The sequence below is a fragment of the Selenomonas sputigena ATCC 35185 genome, assembly GCF_000208405.1.
GTDB classification, from domain to species: domain Bacteria; phylum Bacillota; class Negativicutes; order Selenomonadales; family Selenomonadaceae; genus Selenomonas; species Selenomonas sputigena.
The window spans coordinates 2,079,969-2,097,660 of sequence record NC_015437.1; the positions used below are offsets into that span (position 1 = coordinate 2,079,969).

At 59.6% G+C, this 17,692-nt stretch carries 17 protein-coding genes and 1 pseudogene; 6 read left to right on the forward strand and 12 right to left on the reverse strand.

Annotated elements, in window-relative coordinates:
- Positions 1-38: 38 nt before the first annotated feature.
- The 6 genes and pseudogenes from SELSP_RS09545 to SELSP_RS12630 all read left to right on the forward strand — a co-directional run bounded on the left by SELSP_RS09545 (position 39) and on the right by SELSP_RS12630 (position 6,315).
- On the forward strand, positions 39-1,703 hold the full coding sequence (locus SELSP_RS09545) for a glycoside hydrolase family 13 protein (RefSeq protein WP_006190723.1): 1,665 nt from the start codon (positions 39-41) through the stop codon (positions 1,701-1,703).
- The gene (locus SELSP_RS09550) at positions 1,700-2,473 is read left to right on the forward strand and encodes an HAD-IIB family hydrolase (RefSeq protein WP_006190722.1); all 774 of its coding nucleotides are present in this window, start codon (positions 1,700-1,702) and stop codon (positions 2,471-2,473) included. Before SELSP_RS09545 ends, SELSP_RS09550 begins: the two co-directional genes overlap by 4 nt.
- A gap of 240 nt (positions 2,474-2,713) precedes the next feature.
- Entirely contained in the window at positions 2,714-4,000 is a 1,287-nt protein-coding gene (locus SELSP_RS09555; RefSeq protein ID WP_006190719.1) for a hexokinase family protein, read from the forward strand.
- Between the two features lie 173 nt (positions 4,001-4,173).
- Positions 4,174-4,374 (forward strand): DUF1858 domain-containing protein, encoded by a 201-nt coding sequence (locus SELSP_RS09560; protein WP_006190717.1) that lies wholly within the window; start codon positions 4,174-4,176, stop codon positions 4,372-4,374.
- A 539-nt stretch (positions 4,375-4,913) separates the two neighbouring features.
- A pseudogene (gene ltrA / locus SELSP_RS09565) lies at positions 4,914-5,942 on the forward strand (group II intron reverse transcriptase/maturase); the annotation flags it as partial.
- 61 nt (positions 5,943-6,003) lie between these two features.
- A complete protein-coding gene (locus SELSP_RS12630; protein ID WP_407635824.1) occupies positions 6,004-6,315 on the forward strand; it encodes a group II intron maturase-specific domain-containing protein in 312 nt (103 codons plus the stop codon).
- Positions 6,316-6,393: 78 nt separating this feature from the next.
- On the opposite strand, the gene SELSP_RS09570 is transcribed toward SELSP_RS12630, so the two are convergent.
- The 12 genes from SELSP_RS09570 to lpxK form a co-directional block, all read right to left on the reverse strand.
- Complete coding sequence (locus tag SELSP_RS09570) at positions 6,394-6,906, reverse strand: YbjN domain-containing protein (RefSeq protein WP_013740987.1); 513 nt, start codon at positions 6,904-6,906, stop codon at positions 6,394-6,396.
- 85 nt (positions 6,907-6,991) lie between these two features.
- Positions 6,992-7,414, reverse strand: a complete 423-nt coding sequence (locus SELSP_RS09575) for a RuvC family protein (RefSeq protein ID WP_006190711.1) — start codon at positions 7,412-7,414, stop codon at positions 6,992-6,994.
- Entirely contained in the window at positions 7,411-8,646 is a 1,236-nt protein-coding gene (locus SELSP_RS09580; protein WP_006190710.1) for a DUF3084 domain-containing protein, read from the reverse strand. Before SELSP_RS09580 ends, SELSP_RS09575 begins: the two co-directional genes overlap by 4 nt.
- Before the next feature lie 66 nt (positions 8,647-8,712).
- Entirely contained in the window at positions 8,713-9,804 is a 1,092-nt protein-coding gene (locus SELSP_RS09585) for an LptF/LptG family permease (protein WP_006190709.1), read from the reverse strand.
- A gap of 10 nt (positions 9,805-9,814) precedes the next feature.
- Positions 9,815-10,534 carry an LPS export ABC transporter ATP-binding protein gene (gene lptB, locus SELSP_RS09590; RefSeq protein WP_006190708.1) on the reverse strand — a complete coding sequence of 240 codons (720 nt, stop codon included), beginning with the start codon at positions 10,532-10,534 and terminating at the stop codon, positions 9,815-9,817.
- A 34-nt stretch (positions 10,535-10,568) separates the two neighbouring features.
- Entirely contained in the window at positions 10,569-11,345 is a 777-nt protein-coding gene (locus tag SELSP_RS09595) for an LptA/OstA family protein (RefSeq protein ID WP_006190706.1), read from the reverse strand.
- Positions 11,342-11,902 (reverse strand): LPS export ABC transporter periplasmic protein LptC, encoded by a 561-nt coding sequence (gene lptC, locus SELSP_RS09600; RefSeq protein ID WP_006190705.1) that lies wholly within the window; start codon positions 11,900-11,902, stop codon positions 11,342-11,344. Before lptC ends, SELSP_RS09595 begins: the two co-directional genes overlap by 4 nt.
- Positions 11,892-12,809 (reverse strand): lysophospholipid acyltransferase family protein, encoded by a 918-nt coding sequence (locus tag SELSP_RS09605; protein ID WP_013740989.1) that lies wholly within the window; start codon positions 12,807-12,809, stop codon positions 11,892-11,894. Before SELSP_RS09605 ends, lptC begins: the two co-directional genes overlap by 11 nt.
- An 88-nt stretch (positions 12,810-12,897) precedes the next feature.
- Positions 12,898-13,458 carry a KdsC family phosphatase gene (locus SELSP_RS09610; protein ID WP_006190702.1) on the reverse strand — a complete coding sequence of 187 codons (561 nt, stop codon included), beginning with the start codon at positions 13,456-13,458 and terminating at the stop codon, positions 12,898-12,900.
- Entirely contained in the window at positions 13,459-14,286 is an 828-nt protein-coding gene (gene kdsA, locus SELSP_RS09615; RefSeq protein WP_037367488.1) for a 3-deoxy-8-phosphooctulonate synthase, read from the reverse strand.
- Positions 14,287-14,445: 159 nt separating this feature from the next.
- A complete protein-coding gene (gene kdsB / locus SELSP_RS09620) occupies positions 14,446-15,180 on the reverse strand; it encodes a 3-deoxy-manno-octulosonate cytidylyltransferase (RefSeq protein ID WP_006190698.1) in 735 nt (244 codons plus the stop codon).
- Positions 15,177-17,684 (reverse strand): tetraacyldisaccharide 4'-kinase, encoded by a 2,508-nt coding sequence (gene lpxK / locus SELSP_RS09625; protein ID WP_006190697.1) that lies wholly within the window; start codon positions 17,682-17,684, stop codon positions 15,177-15,179. Before lpxK ends, kdsB begins: the two co-directional genes overlap by 4 nt.
- Positions 17,685-17,692: the final 8 nt, after the last annotated feature.

Consider the following 17,692-nt stretch of genomic DNA (forward strand, 5'->3'; position numbering starts at 1 on the left):
GCCTGCACGGCAGGGGGCTGAATGGAAAGGAAAAACGCATGAAAGCAACGCATTGGTGGCAGAACACCGCCGTCTACCAGATTTATCCGAAGAGCTTCAACGACACGCGCGGCAAGGGCACGGGCGATCTTCGCGGCATCACGGAAAAGCTCGACTATCTGAAGTCGCTCGGCGCGGGCGCGCTTTGGCTCACGCCCGTCTACCCGTCGCCCATGGTCGACAACGGCTACGACATCAGCGACTATTGCGGCATCCATCCCGACTTCGGCACGCTCGCCGATATGGAAGAGCTGATCGCCGAAGCGAAGAAGCGCGGCATGCGCATCGTCATGGATCTCGTCTACAACCACACCTCCGATGAGCACCCGTGGTTCTTGGAATCGAAGAAGAGCCGCACGAACGCGAAGAGCGATTGGTATATATGGCGCGACGCGAAGGAGGACGGCAGCGCCCCGACGAACTGGCGCGGCATCTTCGGCGGTTCTGCGTGGACGTACAGCGAGGAGCGCGGCCAATACTACCTGCACACCTTCGCCGAGGCGCAGCCCGATCTCAACTGGGAGAACCCCGAGGTCAGAGAAGCGCTCTTCGCCGCCGCAAACTTCTGGCTCGCAAAGGGCGTCGGCGGCTTCCGCATCGACGCCATCACCTACATCAAGAAGCCCGCCGTCTTCACGGACGGCGAGCCGGACGCGGCGGACGGCATGACGAGCGTCCACGATATGACGGCGAACACGCCGGGCATCCTCGACTTCCTGCACGAGTTCCGCGCACGCGTCTTCGACGGGCACGACATCTTCACCGTCGGCGAGGCGAACGGCGTCACGCCCGAAGAACTGCCGCTGTGGGTCGGCGAGAACGGCGTCTTCTCCATGCTCTTCGAGTTCAGCCACGTCCTCGTTCCCTACGAAGGCGGCGAATGCTGGCACAAGGCACTTCCGTGGCCTCTAACGAAGCTCAAGCGCGCGCTCACGGCGAGCCAGCACGCCACCGCCAAGGAAGGCTGGTTTCCCATCTACTTCGAGAACCACGACCGCGCACGCTCCGTCAACTACTTCTTCCCCAAGGGCGCGGACAAGAAACTCGCGGCCAAAGCTCTCGCCGCCGTCCTCTTCACGCTGCGCGGCACGCCCTTCATCTACGAGGGCGAGGAACTCGGCATGACGAACGTGGCTTGGGATTCCATCGACGCCTACGACGACATTTCGTCGCACGGCCAGTACGCGCTCGCTTTGGAAGATGGCTTCTCCAAGGAGGAAGCGCTGGGCTTCGTCCACTTCAACAGCCGCGACAACGCACGCACGCCGATGCAGTGGACGGCAGAAAGACATGCGGGCTTCACGAGCGGCACGCCGTGGCTGCCCGTCAACGAGAACTATCGCACGCTCAACGCTGCCGCCGAGGAAAAGGATACTGACTCCGTGCTGCACTTCTACCGCAAGCTCGCCAAGCTGCGTGAGACGATTCCTGCGCTTTTGGACGGCGTATACGAAGAGCTTCTGGAAGAAAACGAACAGATCTATGCGTTCTCGCGCACACTGGGAAAGGCGCGCATCAAGACGGCGGTCAACTTCAGCACGAAGGACGCGGCGCTTCCCGCAGACTTCCTTCGCGGCACGCGCCTTGCCGGAAGCTATGCGGACGCGCCGACGACTTCGCTTCGTCCATTGGAAGCCGTGATTTACGAGGAGGAGATACAATGAAGGTAGCTGCAAGCGATTACGACGGGACGCTCCTCAGGGGCGGCAAGATCGACGAGGAAACGCTGCAGGCCGTCAAGAAGTGGCGTGCGGCGGGCAACAAGTTCGGCGTCATCTCGGGGCGCGACTACGGCATGCTCGTGCCGCAGCTCTTCGCTTTCGGGCTGGAATTCGACTACACGGTCTGCAACAACGGCGGCATCATCCGCGACGCGAAAGAGACGGTGCGCTTCCAGGCAGAGATCGAGCCGGCCGCCCTCGTTGCCATTGCCGAAGAGCCTCTGGCGGCGAAGTCCTTCCACTTTGCCTTTTCGGCAGCCGACGTGACGTACCTGTGCCACCAGTCGGAAGGCTCTTGGATCGAGCGCGAGGCAAAGGAATGGGACTATCCCATCATCTACATCGAGGAATCCGAGATCGGCACGCTCAAGAAGATCCAGCAGTTCTCCATGGGCTTCCCGCTTCCCGCCGAATCCGACGCCTGCGCCGCCGCGCTCAACGCGAGGCTCGGCGATAAGATCCACGCCTACCCGAACGCCTGCAGTCTCGACATCACGCCCGTCGGCGTCGGCAAGGATCAGGGCATACGCACGCTGCTCTCCGTCATGGGCTGGGACGGCGCGGAAGTTTTCGCCATCGGCGACGAGACGAACGACCTGCCGATGCTCAAGGCATTCGACGGCTATACGCTGACGACGGCACGAGAAGCGATTCAGAAGCAGGCGAAGGAAGTTTTCCCAAGCGTCGGCGCGATGATGAACCACTATCTATAAAGTATAAAGGAACCACTGATAAATTCAGCCACCCATCTTCACGCATCTGCACTGCCCTCTCATCGTCAACAAATCCTCGACGTAGCACCGCTACGCCTGCGGTTTGTCTCCTCGATAGATACAGTGCATCTGCGCAAATCTGGGCGACTTCATTTTATCAGCGTTTCCTAAAGGAATTTCTTCTGTAGGCGAGGCGATACTGCCTTGCCTACAAAGCATATTATACGAGGAGGAGCAGCCATGACCATGGACAAGAAGAAATACGACGAGGTGCTCGCCGCCTTCAGCATCAGTGACGACGAGCTTCAGAAGATTTCCGCCGACTTCGAGGCGGAAATGCAGGCGGGACTTGAGGGCGAAGATTCCACGCTGCGCATGCTGCGCTCCTACGTCGCCCTGCCGACAGGCAAGGAAATCGGCGATTTCCTCGCGCTCGATTTCGGCGGCACAAACGTACGCGCCCTGCACATCCTCCTGCACGGAGGCGGCAGATACCAAGTCATCAAGAAGGCGGCGAAGCCCCTGACCGAGCCGGGCGTCTACGACTACGTATCGGAAAGCGCCACCGCCGAGGAGATGTTTGACTTCCTCGCCGAACTCATCGACGAGGCCATCGAGAGCAATCGCTCGACGACGTACCTGCTCGGTCACACCTTCTCCTTCCCGTCGGTGCAGACTGACCTCTACAACGCCAAGCTCATCACTTGGACGAAGGAGTTCGCGACGCAGGGCGTCGAGGGCAGGGTCGTCAACGACCTTCTGAAAGAAGCGCTCGCACGGCGCGGCGCACGAAACGTCATCCCCGTCGCCGTCATCAACGACACCGTCGCCACGCTCCTTGCCGCCGCCTACAAGAAGCCGAATGCCTACATCGGCTCGATCTACGCCACGGGGCAGAACACCTGCTACTTCGAGGAGTTCACGGATGGTTCCGAAACGCCCACCGTCATCAACATGGAATCGGGCGGCTTCGGCAAGCTGCGCCCGACAAAGTATGACAGGCACATCGACGAAACCTCCGAAAAGCCCGGCGCACAGCACCTCGAAAAGATGGTCTCAGGACGCTACCTCGGCGAAATCTACGGCGAGGCGCTCGCCGACATCCTCGGCAAGGCCGCTCCTTTCTCCTTCACGAGCATCGACCTTTCCACCATCGTCGCCGACGCCTACCTCGACCGTCACGAAGCCGCTGCCATCCTCGAAGAAAAGACGGGCGAAAAGTTCAACGCGCTTGAGCTGAACCTGCTGCAAGATCTCGCGGGCGTCATCATCGCGCGCTCCGCCCGTCTCGTCGCCGCGACCTTCGCAGGCATCGTGCGCCATCGCGCACATGGCGCGGAGATCAAGGAACAGCACATCGCCATCGACGGCTCCGTCTACGAGAAGATGCCCCTCGTCGCCGAAAACCTCAAGAAGGCGCTCGCCGACCTCCTCGGCGACGAAGCAGAAAAGATCCACATCGTCCTTGAAAACACCGGCTCCGCCCTCGGTGCAGCCCTCGCCGCCGCCATGACGGTGGAAGGGTGACGAATGCACAAAATGTTCTAGCTATCCGCTAGGAAACATGATATAATCTAACCAGTAGTAAGGTGTTTTTCGTATACGGCTTCGCCGTGTACTCGCCCTTACATGGAACCAATCAACCGGCCGATTTGCCGTCGGCTTTTTGGGAGTTTCCCTGTAACAAAGGAGGTTTTTGTATGACCATAACGAAAGATATGGGCATCGGAGAGGTTGTCCAGAAATATCCCGCCACCGTTCCCGTATTCATGAGTGCAGGCATGGGCTGCATCGGCTGCGCCGCCTCGCACTTCGAGAACATCGAGCAGGGTGCGCTCGCACACGGCATCGACATCGACGCCTTGATGAAGGGTCTGAACGAAGCTGTCGCTGCGGGCTGATCTGCACGAAAAAGACTGCCGCGAGCCTAGAGCTTGCGGCAGTTTTTTCATGCGCTTTCCAAGCAAAGAGGGCTGCTCCAAGAAGCGAAATCTCGCTTTTCGGAGCAGCCCTCTCTCGATGTGCGCCCGGCGGCGCACGTTTCTAACCGGTGAAAGACCGGAGTCTGCCCGGTAGCGGGAAAGACATAGCCAAAGACAAGGGTGTTCGTCGTGAGGCGAAATCTGAAGGAAGTCGGCGGCAAACCTCTGGCCTGACGAACAGGAACCGCATAGGAGGCTATCGTTGGGGATAAGGCCGCACTACAGGTCGAAGTCCCATAGCTACACGGAACCAATGGTGGTAGATGCGGCAGGTAGATGGAGGGAAAGAAACGTGTGGTACCCGGGGAGGTCTGCATAGAACGCTCTGAAAAGGGCAACCACAGCCGAAAGGCTGTGCTGAATATGCAGAAGTCAGCAGAGGCCATAGTAGCCGAGAGGTGAAGGGCCGAATCCGTAGGAGTATCCAAGTACAACCGGGAAAGGAGGAGCGACTGGAAATGGCAGAAAACCTGAAAGAAAAGGGCTGCCCGCAAAAGGATAGTGCGGAACACGAAGAATATGTGGGAGCGTCAAGGTCGTTCCGTCGGATATGGGAGGAAAGGAACCGTGTACAGCCAGAACTCTTGGAGAAGATACTGAGCAGGGAGAACCTGAACAGAGCTTTCAAGAGAGTGAAGAAGAACAAGGGAGCCGCGGGAGTCGATGGCATGACCATCGAAGAAACGCAGGCACACTTGAAAGAAGGAAGGCATGCGAAAGAACTGGTAGAACGAATCCGGCGGGGGAAATATACCCCGCAACCAGTGCGAAGCGTGGGAATTCCGAAGCCAGACGGAGGAGAGCGGAAACTCGGCATCCCCACCGTCACAGACCGTACCATACAACAGGCAATCACACAGCAGCTCGTACCCATCTATGAGCCGCTGTTTGCCGAAGGAAGCTATGGGTACAGACCGGGAAGAAGTGCCAAAAGCGCCATACGAAAGGTGAAAGAATACGCGGAAGAAGGCTACACCTACGCGGTAGTACTAGACCTATCCAAGTATTTCGACACCCTGAACCACGAAATTCTGCTTCAGTTACTGAGGAAGAACGTAAAAGACGAGCGAGTCATGCAGCTCATCAAGAGATACCTCAAAAGCGGAATCATGGAAAAAGGCGTAGTCCGAGAGAGAGAAGAAGGCTCCCCGCAGGGAGGGAATCTGTCGCCCCTGCTAGCCAACATCTATCTCAACGAGTTTGACCAAGAATACGAGAAACGCGGAGTCCCCTGCATACGGTACGCGGACGACATCGTCCTGCTCGCAAAGAGCAGGCGAGCCGCGCAGCGAATCCTGGTCAAAAGCACAGCCTATCTGGAGGGGAAACTGAAGCTGAAAGTCAACCAAGAGAAAAGCCGAACGGTCAGCGTATTCGCAACGAAGCAATTCAAATATCTCGGATTCACGCTGGGGAAAAACGGAAGCGGCGTCTATGTACGAGTCCACCCGAAAGCGTGGAAGAAGATGAAAGCCAAACTCAAAGAACTTGCGTCCCGGAGGAGGGTGCAGAAACTGCCGACATCTCTGGCCAAGATACAAAGTATATATGCGAGGTTGGCTGAACTACTACGGGATAGCGAGCATGAAGAATCGCATAGACGAATTGAACCAATGGCTGTACCATCGCGTAAGGATGTGTATCTGGAAGCATTGGAAGAAGCCGAGGACGAAGATTCGGAATCTATGCAAGTTGGGAGTCCCCTTTGAAACAGCCTACAAGGCAGGAAACTGTCGGAGAGGCTATTGGTGGACAAGCAACACGGTAGCGGTCAAGATGGCAATGACAAAAGAAAGACTGATACGCTTCGGCTTTTATGATTTAGCCGAGGCATATCAGTCTGTACACGCAACCTATTGAAACCGCCGTGTACCGAACGGTACGCACGGTGGTGTGAGAGGACGGCGGCTAATCCCCGCCTCCTACTCGATTCGTTTCTCAGGTATCCGCCCAGATGGTCTTCATCGTATCGCCGAAGGTCTCATCGAGGTGCTGCAGGATGACGTCGAGGATCGTGCGCACGATGTCCGGCTCAAATCCCTCGTCGGAGGCGGGCAGGCAGGCATCGAGGACGAGGCTGCCGTCTTCCACCGTGTAGTACTTGAACACCTTGTAGCGGCTGTTCATCTCGTTGATGTATGCCGCGAGGTCGCTCTCGTTCTTCTCGTTGACGACCTTGCTGCCTACGATGACGCGCACAATGCCGTAGATGGAAGCGTCAAGGATGACGATGACAGGCAGGAACTGACCCTTGATCTCCATCGAGGAGCGGTAGAGCACCGTGCCGTACTCATCGCCGACTTCCTGCTTCTGGAACGCCTGAATGTCAAGCTCCTTGAGCATCGCGTCGAATTTCTCTGCCTTTTCGGACTTGACGGCTTCCGCCGCTTTTTCCGCTTTCTTCTTCGTGTCCTTTTCTTCTGCTTCGAGCTTTTCTTCTTTTTCTGCCATGTGAACTCTCCTTTTCCTTGCGGAAGAACCGCGCCAAATTCCTGCGGCGGCCTCCGGCATCTCGGGGAAATCGCTTCCCTGTCTTCTAAACATCCTTCGACGCCGCTTTTTCAAGGAAGCGGCGCGCGAGGATGACGGCGACAAAATCATCGACAGGCTCGGGCGGCACGAGCATCGAGACGGGCAGAAGCCTCCTCCAGCCGTGCGGCGGACGCGCCTGCCAATACGCCCGCTTCGCCATGTCCGTCGTGCGGTACTCGTCGACGAGCACCACGCGCAAATCGGGCACGGCCTCTTCTATGCGCTTCTTCGCTTCCCTGCTCGTCGTGCCATTTCCAAGCACAAGGGTAGTGAACGCATACCTAGAACATTTATCGTTGATTTCAAGCCCGAGCTTAAGCGTTTCGATTACTTTTTGGAAAAGCACCGTGCCGTGCACATCGAGAACCGCAAACCCGCACTTCTCGCGGCCGGGATCGACAGCGGCGAGCGTCTCCGCCTCCATCATTCGGCCTCTCGCTCAACCTTGATGTTGAGCCGCAGAGGACCGAGTGCATCGGTGTTATCTCGCGCATAGGCGGAGAGGAGGATCATGCCGTAAAGCGGTTCGAGTGTCTGCACGATACCATACATCTGCTCACCGTCGATGACGCCGACCGTACCGCGGATCGGATCGGGCAGAATGCCATGTGCCGAAGCGGCGGCATTCACACGCTTCAAAAAGTCCATGACGACTTCCTGCGATGCCTGCGCACCGCCCGTACCCGTCAGACGATACGATTGCGCGAGGATGAATTCTCCCTGCCGATAGACGATGCTGTTCGGATGCAGGTCGAGGGCGGCGCGCACGGCTTCGCCGCGCACGAGGTTGCCCGCTGCGACGATGCGCACGACCATGTCGCCCGGGCCTTTGGCTATGCGTGCGACGGCGTCATCGACCTCGGGCGAGTATACCCAGATCTCGCCGTCCGGCAGATCTTTGCCAAGGTGTGCTGAGACGTTGCGGCTCGCGAGCTGTGCGAGTGCCGTGACGTCGGCGCGCACATCGTCCTCGGGGCGTCCGCCCTTGATGACACCCGCCGCGATGACCTCGCCCGCGCGATAGACGATATCGCCCTCGCGGATGATCTCAAGCCCGCGGCGCAGCTCCTGCGTGCGCATTTCCAGCACCTTCTTATCGCCGCTAAGCTGCGCGTTGCTCGTCGCAAGCGCCGCATTCTCCGTGCCAAGCGTTTCATTCGCCGCACCGAGCGCATCGTTTTCTGCCGTAAGTGATTGGTTCAGCCCATCAAGCGCGGCATTTTTCTTTGCGAGCGCATCGTTCTTCTCTGCGAGCGCACGGTTGCCCGCAGAAAGCTTTTCGGCTTCCTCTTCGAGCGACTTGACGCTGCCCTTGAGATCGGCGAGCGCCTTGTCCGCTGCCGCCTGCTCGGCGCGTGCCGCGGTAAGCTCGGCCGACGCATCCTTGAGCTTTTCCTCCGTTTCCCGCATCGAGCGGTTGAGCTGCTCCATGCCGAAGAGCGCCGTGCGCACGTTTTCCGAAGCGGCAGCAAGGATGATAAACGTCAGCGTCGTGATGACAAAGCCCGTGACGATGGTGACGATGGTCGACGTATGACGCGGCCTGAGGCCGAAGAGTGACAGACGCTTCTTGCCGACCTTCGTGCCCACGCGGTCGCCGATGACGGCGATGACACCGCCCGTGATGATCAGCACGAGTATCAAGACGATCCCGTACATCAAGACATGCTCCTTTCTCTCCCGAGAGTTTTCCCCTTTATAGCGGGAAAATCCGCCTCTTTCTTGTCAGTGCGCCGCCTCGCGCATCAGGTACGCTCCGATGAGAAGACCCGCGACATTCGGCAGCCAGACGGCATAGGCGGGGTTCAGTGCGCCCGACTGCCCGAGCGCCCCCGCGAGCGTCATGAGAACATAGTAGCAAAAGAAGATCAAGAGGCTCAAGCCGATGCCGCGCGAGGAGCTGCTGCGCGTCGGCTGGATGCCGAGCGGCACACCGATGATGGCGAAGACGAGGCTCGCCATCGGAATCGTGATGCGCTGATAAAGCTCCGTCTCCAATTTCTTCGTATCGACGAACTGCGTGCGCATGAGTTCGATCTGCTGACGCAGCTCCTTCATCGTCAGTTCCTCCGGCTTCTTCTGCTCGCGCACGATGCGCCCGGGACCGGCGTTGATGGGCAGCACCTGCTTGTCGAAGCGCATCGTATGTTCTGACTTGCCGCCGGAAACCTCGTAGATCGCTCCCCGATACATCGTCCACTGCGTGCCCTCCCACTTCGCATAGGCGGCATCCTGCACGTACTTCGTCTCACCCTGCTCGAACGACTGCAGCGTCACGCCTTCGAGCGTTTCCGTTGCAGCGTCGTAGCGACGCGCATACATGAGGCGCTGCATCTCGCCGTCCTTGATCTCCTTGATGACGATGTGATCCTGCGACTTGGGTGCGGCATTGCCCTGAATCTCGTAGGCGATGACATTCTCGTAGGCGTTGTTCGCGCGCGGTACGATATGCTCCGTGAAGAGGATGGAAAAGATGCTGACGACGACGCCGAGAACGATGACGGGCGCAGCGATGCGGTAGAAGCTCACGCCGCACGACTTCATCGCCGTGATCTCGCTCGAACTCGACAGCCTGCCGAACGTCAAGAGCGCCGCCAAGAGCATCGACATGGGAAATGTATAGATGGCGATGGCGGGAAGGCTAAAGATGAACATCTTTACGACGGAGCCAAACGATGCGCCGTATTCCGTAATGTACTGCGCGATGCGAAAGAGCGTGCCAGAGCCTACGAATACGGCAGACGTGCCGCATATACCGAAGAAGAAGGCGAGGCAGACCTCACGGAAGATGTATTTGTCCAAAAGTCGTATCTGCATAAGGACGCTCCTATAACGTGAAGTTGTCTCCGAGGTAGAACTTGCGTGCGAGATCGCTCGCGGCGATGGTCGCACTGTCCCCCTCGAGGAGAATCTTGCCGTCGTTCAGGATATAGGCGCGATCAACGATGTGCAGCGTCTCGCGCACGTTGTGATCGGTGATGAGGATGCCGATACCTCGCTTGCGCAGATACGCGATGATCTCCTGTATGTCGGCGACGGCGATGGGATCGACGCCTGCAAACGGCTCGTCGAGCAGGATGAACTGCGGCTCGATGGCGAGGCAGCGCGCGATCTCAACGCGGCGGCGCTCACCGCCCGAAAGCTCCGTGCCGAGACGGTCACGCACATGACCGATGCGGAACTCTGCGAGCAGATTCTCCATCTTCTCTCTGCGTTCCTGCGCGGAGAGCTTCGTCATCTCCAAGATCGAGAGGAGGTTTTCCTCTACGGTCATCTTGCGGAAGATCGAGGCTTCCTGCGCGAGGTAGCTGATGCCGAGACGCGCACGCGCATACATGGGCATGCTCGTGATGCGCACATCGGAAACGAAGACATCGCCCGAGGTCGGCCGCTCAAGCCCCGTGATCATGTAGAACGTCGTCGTCTTGCCCGCGCCGTTGGGACCTAGAAGCCCGACGATCTCGCCCTTTTCGACGCGCAGGGACACATGATCGACGACACTGCGCCGCTTGAACGTCTTGACCAGATCTTTCGCTTCCAGATGCAAGACCCTCCACCTCTCTTCTTATGTTGAATCCTTCTCATTCTACCGCAAGATTGCCCGTGTTGGCAAGGTAAACCGTCAGATGCTTGCTCTTGAGCATGTTATTTCCCTGGTATGCCCATGCGTTGCCGTCGAGCACGCACTTGCCCTTGCCGTCCTCGGCTTTGGCGAAGTAATCGACCGTATCGCCGCCGCCCTCGAAGCTTCTCGGCGGGCTGACGACATGCACGTTGCCCGTGCCGCGGTAATGCTCTTCTGTCAGCCAGCCTTCCATGCGGTCTGCCGTGAAGGTGCCGTCCGCCGTCCTCATCGTGCCGCCCGCCGGAACGAGCATGTAGTTTGCCGACTGCGTGAATTCAGCGCGCGCGCCTGTAAACGTCTTGTCCGCTTTTACAGCACGAACGTCACCTTCCGCGACGTAGCGATCCTTATCAAATACAGAGAGGCTTGCTGCCGTCAGACGAAGATCGTCCTTCGTGATCTCTGCACCGCCCATCGCATGGATGGCGTCGGCGGATTCGAGCGTCACGGTCTGTGCCGTCAGACGCATCGCATCGCGCACAGCGACGACGCCGCCCGTGATCTCGCCCTGCTGTGTCTTCGTGTTGTAGCTGGCTCTCGCCCCTGTGACGGTCGCCGTGCCTCGCTTCAATGTGATGCCGCCCTCCGCCGTGATCACACCCGTCGCCATGTCGTAGCTGACGCTCGCTCCCTCCAAGGACGATGGCTCATCCGCCGCCTGCAGCGTCCCCATGTTCAGAGCTGCAGCCAAGACGGCAGCCGCGAGCGCAGCCTTCCTTATTCTCTTCCTCAATTCGCTCCACTCCCCTTTTCAATCCGCGCCTTCTTGCCGTCCTTGCCGCTCGCCGTAAACTTCGCAAAGCCATCCGAGCTTTCGATGCGCTCCGCGCTCACGCGAAGCTTCTCTTCCTCCTGCGTAAGCAGGGCGTCGCCGACGGCGGCGAGCGTTTCCTTCTCTGACGACCAGACGACCTCTCGGCTCATCAGGCGTATGCCATCCGATGTCTCAATCCTCACGCCGCCGTCGATGGCGAGATCCTTCGACGTCATATCGTAATGAGCATGAGGCGCAGTGAGCTTCAGCTCGCGTCCGCCTTCTTCATGAAAGACGCCTTCGATATTTCTCGCCTCTGCCGCCTTGCCGTCAGCATCCGCCTCGATCGATTCCGCCGTCAGCTGCCAGACGGTGCGCCCGTCCTTCTCCAAGCTCAACGTATTTCCCTCATAACACAGCGTGCACGCAGGATCGCCCAAGGTCGGCACCTCGGGAACGGAGAGCACTGCCCATGCGAGTGCAGCAGCGAAGAGGACTGCGGCGAGGACTGCGAGAAGAGTCTTCCTATGCTTCATCTTTCCCTCCTTGCAGCATCGCGCCGTGGTGCTTCTCCTTCTTCATCTCGGGCGGCGTGTTCCAGCGCTTCTGAAACCACAGCCACTGCGTCGGGTTCTCGCGGATGACCTCCTCCATGAGGCGCGTCATGCGCACGGTCAGGTCGTAGAGATCCTTTTCTGTATCGCCCGTGTCGACGTACTCCATGCGTTCATAGACGCGCACCGTATGCCTGCCGTCGGGCCGGCGCAGGATGAACGCAGGAACGACGGGCGCTCGAAACTTGCGCGAAAAGACGGCTGGCCCCAAGGGCGTCGCCGCCGTCTTGCCGAGAAACTCGATGAAGGCGCCGCCGGGACCTGCATCCTGATCGGCGAGGAAGCCGAGGATCTTGCCCTTCTTCAAGGCGCGCCCCGCCGCCAAAAGCTCGCTCGTGCCACGCGAAAAAATCTCCGCGCCAATCGTCGCACGCAGATCGTCGAGGACGCGCGAATACTCGGCATTCGGCTGCGTCTTGGCGATTGCCGTGACGGGCAGACCCGACAGCGAGAAGGCGGCGGACAGCCACTCCCACGTGCCGATGTGACCCGTGAGAACGACGACGCCGTGCCCTTCGGCGAGCGCGTCCCGGAGGCGCTCCAGGTGCTCGATCTCGATGTATTTATGCAGGTTCTCTCGGTTGAGCTTCGGCATGTAGAGAATCTCCAGCATGTTTTGCGCGAGGTTCACGAAAGAGGCACGTACGATTTTCCGCGCTTCCTCTTCCGAGATGGAAAGCCCCTGCATCATCTGGCGCACGGCAAGCTCGCGCTGCTTCTTGATGATCATATAATAGAGCCTGCCGAGCAGCGCGCCGAGGAAGAGCAGCGCGCCGTGCGGCAGGAAGCGCAGCGCACGGCTCAGCGCCATCAACGAGTTGTAGAGCATGAACATTCACCTGCTGTCTTCAGATTGTGAGATCTTGAGCGCACGCGCGCCCACCTCATAGAGCGCTGTGTCGTCCTTGCCAAAGCTGTCATTGCGAGACGTTCGTGACCTTCGCCGACGCGGTGAAGCGTGCGACAACGCCCTCCCAACGATCCTTTGCCTTCAGAATGAACTCGACGATCTCGCGCACGGCTCCCCTGCCGCCTGGATTTCCCGCCACAAGACACGAAAGTTCCCGCACCTCGGCGGCAGCGTCAGCAGGTGCGGCAGGGAAGCCGACCTGCTCCATGACGGCAAGATCGACAAGGTCGTCGCCGATGTAAGCAATCTCTTCATCGCGAAGGCCGTGACGCGCCTTGACATCGTCGTAGGCCGAGCGCTTGTCGATGTGCCCGAGGTAGACGTCCTCGATCTTGAGATCGGCAGCTCGGCGGGAAACAATGGCGGAGTCGCGCCCCGTGATGACGGCCAGACCGAACCCTTCGTTCTGCCACAGGCGCATGCCGAGTCCGTCGCGCACGTAGAAAGGCTTCATCAGCTCGCCCGTCTCGCCCATATAGATGCCGCCGTCGGTCAGAACGCCGTCGACGTCGAGGATGAGGAAGCGCACGCGGTGCGCACGCTCCCTCGCATCTGCAGAAAGAATCATTCAGACCAGCTTCCCTTTCACCACGTTGTAGATTGCCAGCACTTCCTTCAAAAGCTCTTCGAGCTTGTCGAGGTAGAGGCTGTTCGGGCCGTCGCAGAGCGCCTCCTCGGGATTGTCGTGCACTTCCATGAAGAGTCCGTCGACGCCGGCGGCGACGGCGGCGCGTGCCAGAGGCTCGACGAATTCGCGGTTGCCGCCCGACGACGTGCCCGCGCCGCCCGGCAGCTGCACGCTGTGCGTCGCGTCAAAGATGACAGGCGCGCCGAACGTGCGCATGATGGGGAAACTGCGCATATCGACGACGAGATTATTGTAGCCGAACGAGGCGCCGCGCTCCGTCAAGAGGATGTCGGAGCAGCCGCCCTCGTGCAGCTTGTCGACGACGTTGCCCATGTCGCGCGGCGCGAGGAACTGCCCCTTCTTGACGTTGACGACGCAGCCGGACTTTGCCGCCGCGTAGATGAGGTCGGTCTGGCGGCACAGAAACGCGGGGATCTGCAGCACGTCGACGACCTTCGCCGCCGGCGCGATCTGCGACTCCTTGTGGACGTCGGTCACGACGGGCACATCGAGCTCTTCCTTGATCGCCTGTAGCATTTCGAGCCCCTTCTTGAGCCCCGGACCGCGGAAGCTGTTGAAAGACGAGCGGTTCGCCTTGTCGAACGACGCCTTGAAGATGTAGGGGATGCCGAGCCTCGCGGTGATTTCCTTGATCGTGCGTCCGATCAAAAGGCAGCGCTCCATTTCCTCAAGGACACACGGCCCCGCCATGAGCACGAGCGGGCTTCCCCCGCCGATCGTGAAATCTCTGACCTTCACCTTGTTCATCATCATAGTACCGCCTTTCTCTTGGGGAGTCACGGATAAACTCAACTGCCCAGCTTCACACATCCGAGCGACCTCATTTTATCAGCAAATTCTTAAAAACAATTAAGGATTCGCTGATAGATTCCTTGCGCCATATCGTTTTTGTCCGAAACACATTTCTTACGCCAGCCCCTGCTCCCGATAAATCTTGTTCACGAGCGCGAGGTCTTCCGGCGTATCGACGCCGACGAAGCGGCAATCCGTTTCCAGCACGCGGATGCCGTAGCCGTTTTCGAGCGCCCGAAGCTGCTCCAGCGACTCCGCCCTCTCCAACGGCGTCGGCTCAAGGCGTGCGTAGCGCAGCAAAAAGTCGCGCCGATAGGCGTAGATGCCGATGTGCTTGTACACGGGGCCTGCCGCCGCACGCGGATAGGGCACGAGCGAGCGCGAGAAGTAGAGCGCGTAGCCGAGCTTGTCCACAATGACCTTGACGTTGTTCGGATTGAGCTGCTCCGCCGCGTCGTCCATGCGCACCATGACGGTCGCCATCGGCAGATTCTCATCCATCTCGAAAGGCGCGATGAGCTCGTCGATCACGGAAGGCTCGATCAGCGGCTCGTCGCCCTGCACGTTGACGATGAGGTCGACCTCAGGGTATGCCTCTGCCACCTCGGCGAGTCGATCGGTGCCCGTCGGATGGTCGGCGCGCGTCATGAGCGCCTCGCCGCCTTCCGCTCGCACAGCATCGTAGATGCGCTCGTCGTCCGTCGCCACGATCACCTTCTCAGGCTTTTGGGCGCGGCTCGCACGCTCTAGGACGCGGCAGATCATGGGCTTGCCGCAGATGTCGGCGAGCGGCTTGCCCGGCAGGCGCGTCGACGCATAGCGCGCCGGAATCACGCAAAGTGTCCTCATGTTTCTTCTCCTCCCTTTTGCAGGGCAGCGATCCTTTCCTGCAGATGTGCAGCGAGCATATCCTGAAACTCCTTCGCACCTTCCTGGAACGTGACCTCGACGCAGATGACGAATACAGGGATCGGCACCTTCGCCTCAATGATCGTCAGCGGGATCTTCACGGCGTCCTTCTCCGTGATGACAATGGCTTCCGCCCCGAGGGAGATCGCCTGATCGAGGACGTCCTGCAGTTCCTTCGTCGTGTACTCGTGGTGATCGGGGAAGCGCAGGCTCTCGACGATCTTCGCACCGATATCGAAGAGCGTCTGCTCGAACGACATCGGATTGCCGATGGCGGAGACCGCCATGACGCGTTTGCCTTCGAGCGTCTTGATGTCGACGCCCTCGCCTGCGATGTCGCGATGCCAGTCCTTGAGGTCAACGAAGCGGCGCGGCTGATGGATGCTCTCCATGATCAGAGCCTTCTCGTTGTACTTTCGTATCGTGTTCTTGATGTGCTCGCGCGAAACGCCGACCGCCTGATCGACCTTCGTCAGAAGGCACACGTCGGCGCGCTCGATGTGCGAGACAGGCTCTCGGAGCGTGCCGCGCGGCAGCATGTAGCCGTTGCCGAAGACATTGACCGCGTCGATGAGAAGGATGTCCACGTCGCGCGCAAGCTGCCAGTGCTGGTAGCCGTCGTCCAAGATCGCGACCTCCGCGCCGAAGTGCTCGATCGCGTACTGTCCCGTAAGCGATCGCTCGGCGCCGATGAGCACGGGCACTTCGGGCAGATGCTTGGCGAGCATGAAGGCTTCGTCGCCCGCCTCGGTCGCGTCCATGTAGAGCTTCTGCCCGTCGGAGACAATGCCGACGTCGCCGCGCCACTTCGCACGATAGCCGCGGTTCAAGATGACGACACGATATCCCATGTCGCGAATCGCCGCCGCCAGGTACTGTGCAGTCGGCGTTTTTCCCGTGCCGCCGACCGTGATGTTGCCGAGGCTGATGACGTAGCAGGAGAGCCGCTTGCGCTTGAAAAACCCCGCCTTGTAGCCCCAGAGTTTCAAGTTCACAAGCTGTCGGTAGATGACGGAGAACGCGTAGAGCAGCCCCATGACGCTGCGCAGGACCAGCCCCTCGGCATGGCGGCGACGCATGAGGTCGGTGACGTAGGTGCGAAAGTTTTCGACGCGCTCCGTCGTCCGCACCTTGCCCGCATTCTCTCCCTGCTCGAAGTCCTCCAAGAAGCTCCTCAAGATCACGGCGGTCTTTCGGGATGCGCCCTTGTTCTCGCCGATGATGGCGAGCGTCTCGCGCTCCATGCGCCGCCTTTCCCCTTCGTCCTCGAAGAGTCTGCAGACAGCTGCGGAAAGCTCCTCTCCATCGTGCACCGTGATGCAGGCATTCCTCTTCGTGAAGAGTACATGCGTATCCTTGAAGTTGAACATGTTGTGCCCGACGACGATCGCCTTGCCGTGCGCCGCCGGCTCTAAGATGTTGTGACCGCCGTGCGCGATGAGGCTGCCGCCGACGTAGATGACATCGCCGATGCTGTAGACTCTGCCGAGCTCGCCGATCGTATCGAGGATCACGATGTCGTGACCTTCGCTCGGCTCTTTCAGAAGTTCCGTGCGGCGTGCGACGGAAAATCCCTTGTGCCTGCAGAGCGCAGCGACCTCCGTCGTGCGCAGAAGCTCCCTCGGCGCAATGATGAGCCTGGTCTCGGGGAACTTTTCCCGAAGTGCGGCAAATGCATCGAGGACGGGCGTCTCCTCGCCTCGATGCGTGCTGCCCGCGAGGAAGATGCCGCCGCCCTTGCAAAGCCCCATCTCACGCAGGAGCTTTTCCTTCTCCGCGAGGCTCACGTCCGTGTACGTCTGATCGAATTTCGTATTCCCCGTGACGGTCACAAGCTCGGGCGGTGCGCCGAGGCGCATGATGTACTCGGCGTCGATGGGCGACTGCATGGCGAACTTCCGAACCGTGCTGATCATGTCGTCAAGGACGCTGTGCAGATGCTTGTAGCGCTTGACGCTCTTGTCGCTGATGCGCCCGTTGACCATCATGACGGGAATCTTGAGCTTCTTCGCCGTCCGCAGGAAGTTCGGCCAAAGCTCTGTCTCGACGGGCATGAAGACGCGCGGATGGATGCGGCGCAGGATGCTGCCGGCGCGCCACGGCAGATCGAGCGGGAAGTAGATGATGCTGTCCGCATCCTTGATGATGCGGTTCGCCATCTCGTATCCCGCCGTCGTGACGACGGATACGAGGATCGGACTCTTCGGGAATTCCTTGCGGAACTCGCGGATCAGGGGACTGGCGGCGACGATCTCGCCGACGGATGCCGCATGAACCCATATACAGTTCTTCTTCGCCACCTTGTCGAGCGCGTGCTCAGGAAAGAAGCCGAGGCTCTGGCGCACGCGTTCGACAAAGCCGCGCTCGCGCACGGCACGCACGAGGAACACGGGTATGATGAGGATGACGGCGAGGATCGCCGCGAGATTGTAGAGTAACCGCATATTTCCTC

What these genes read in the sequence shown, in the direction of transcription:
- SELSP_RS12630 (WP_407635824.1), top strand. Translation starts at nt 6,004, where the DNA reads ATGCGAGGTTGGCTGAACTACTACGGGATAGCGAGCATGAAGAATCGC.
- SELSP_RS09560 (WP_006190717.1), top strand. Translation starts at nt 4,174, where the DNA reads ATGACCATAACGAAAGATATGGGCATCGGAGAGGTTGTCCAGAAATAT.
- SELSP_RS09555 (WP_006190719.1), top strand. Translation starts at nt 2,714, where the DNA reads ATGACCATGGACAAGAAGAAATACGACGAGGTGCTCGCCGCCTTCAGC.
- lptC (WP_006190705.1), bottom strand. Translation starts at nt 11,902, where the DNA reads ATGAAGCATAGGAAGACTCTTCTCGCAGTCCTCGCCGCAGTCCTCTTC.
- SELSP_RS09610 (WP_006190702.1), bottom strand. Translation starts at nt 13,458, where the DNA reads ATGATTCTTTCTGCAGATGCGAGGGAGCGTGCGCACCGCGTGCGCTTC.
- SELSP_RS09605 (WP_013740989.1), bottom strand. Translation starts at nt 12,809, where the DNA reads ATGCTCTACAACTCGTTGATGGCGCTGAGCCGTGCGCTGCGCTTCCTG.
- SELSP_RS09545 (WP_006190723.1), top strand. Translation starts at nt 39, where the DNA reads ATGAAAGCAACGCATTGGTGGCAGAACACCGCCGTCTACCAGATTTAT.
- SELSP_RS09585 (WP_006190709.1), bottom strand. Translation starts at nt 9,804, where the DNA reads ATGCAGATACGACTTTTGGACAAATACATCTTCCGTGAGGTCTGCCTC.
- kdsA (WP_037367488.1), bottom strand. Translation starts at nt 14,286, where the DNA reads ATGAACAAGGTGAAGGTCAGAGATTTCACGATCGGCGGGGGAAGCCCG.
- SELSP_RS09570 (WP_013740987.1), bottom strand. Translation starts at nt 6,906, where the DNA reads ATGGCAGAAAAAGAAGAAAAGCTCGAAGCAGAAGAAAAGGACACGAAG.
- SELSP_RS09575 (WP_006190711.1), bottom strand. Translation starts at nt 7,414, where the DNA reads ATGATGGAGGCGGAGACGCTCGCCGCTGTCGATCCCGGCCGCGAGAAG.
- SELSP_RS09580 (WP_006190710.1), bottom strand. Translation starts at nt 8,646, where the DNA reads ATGTACGGGATCGTCTTGATACTCGTGCTGATCATCACGGGCGGTGTC.
- SELSP_RS09550 (WP_006190722.1), top strand. Translation starts at nt 1,700, where the DNA reads ATGAAGGTAGCTGCAAGCGATTACGACGGGACGCTCCTCAGGGGCGGC.
- kdsB (WP_006190698.1), bottom strand. Translation starts at nt 15,180, where the DNA reads ATGAGGACACTTTGCGTGATTCCGGCGCGCTATGCGTCGACGCGCCTG.
- lpxK (WP_006190697.1), bottom strand. Translation starts at nt 17,684, where the DNA reads ATGCGGTTACTCTACAATCTCGCGGCGATCCTCGCCGTCATCCTCATC.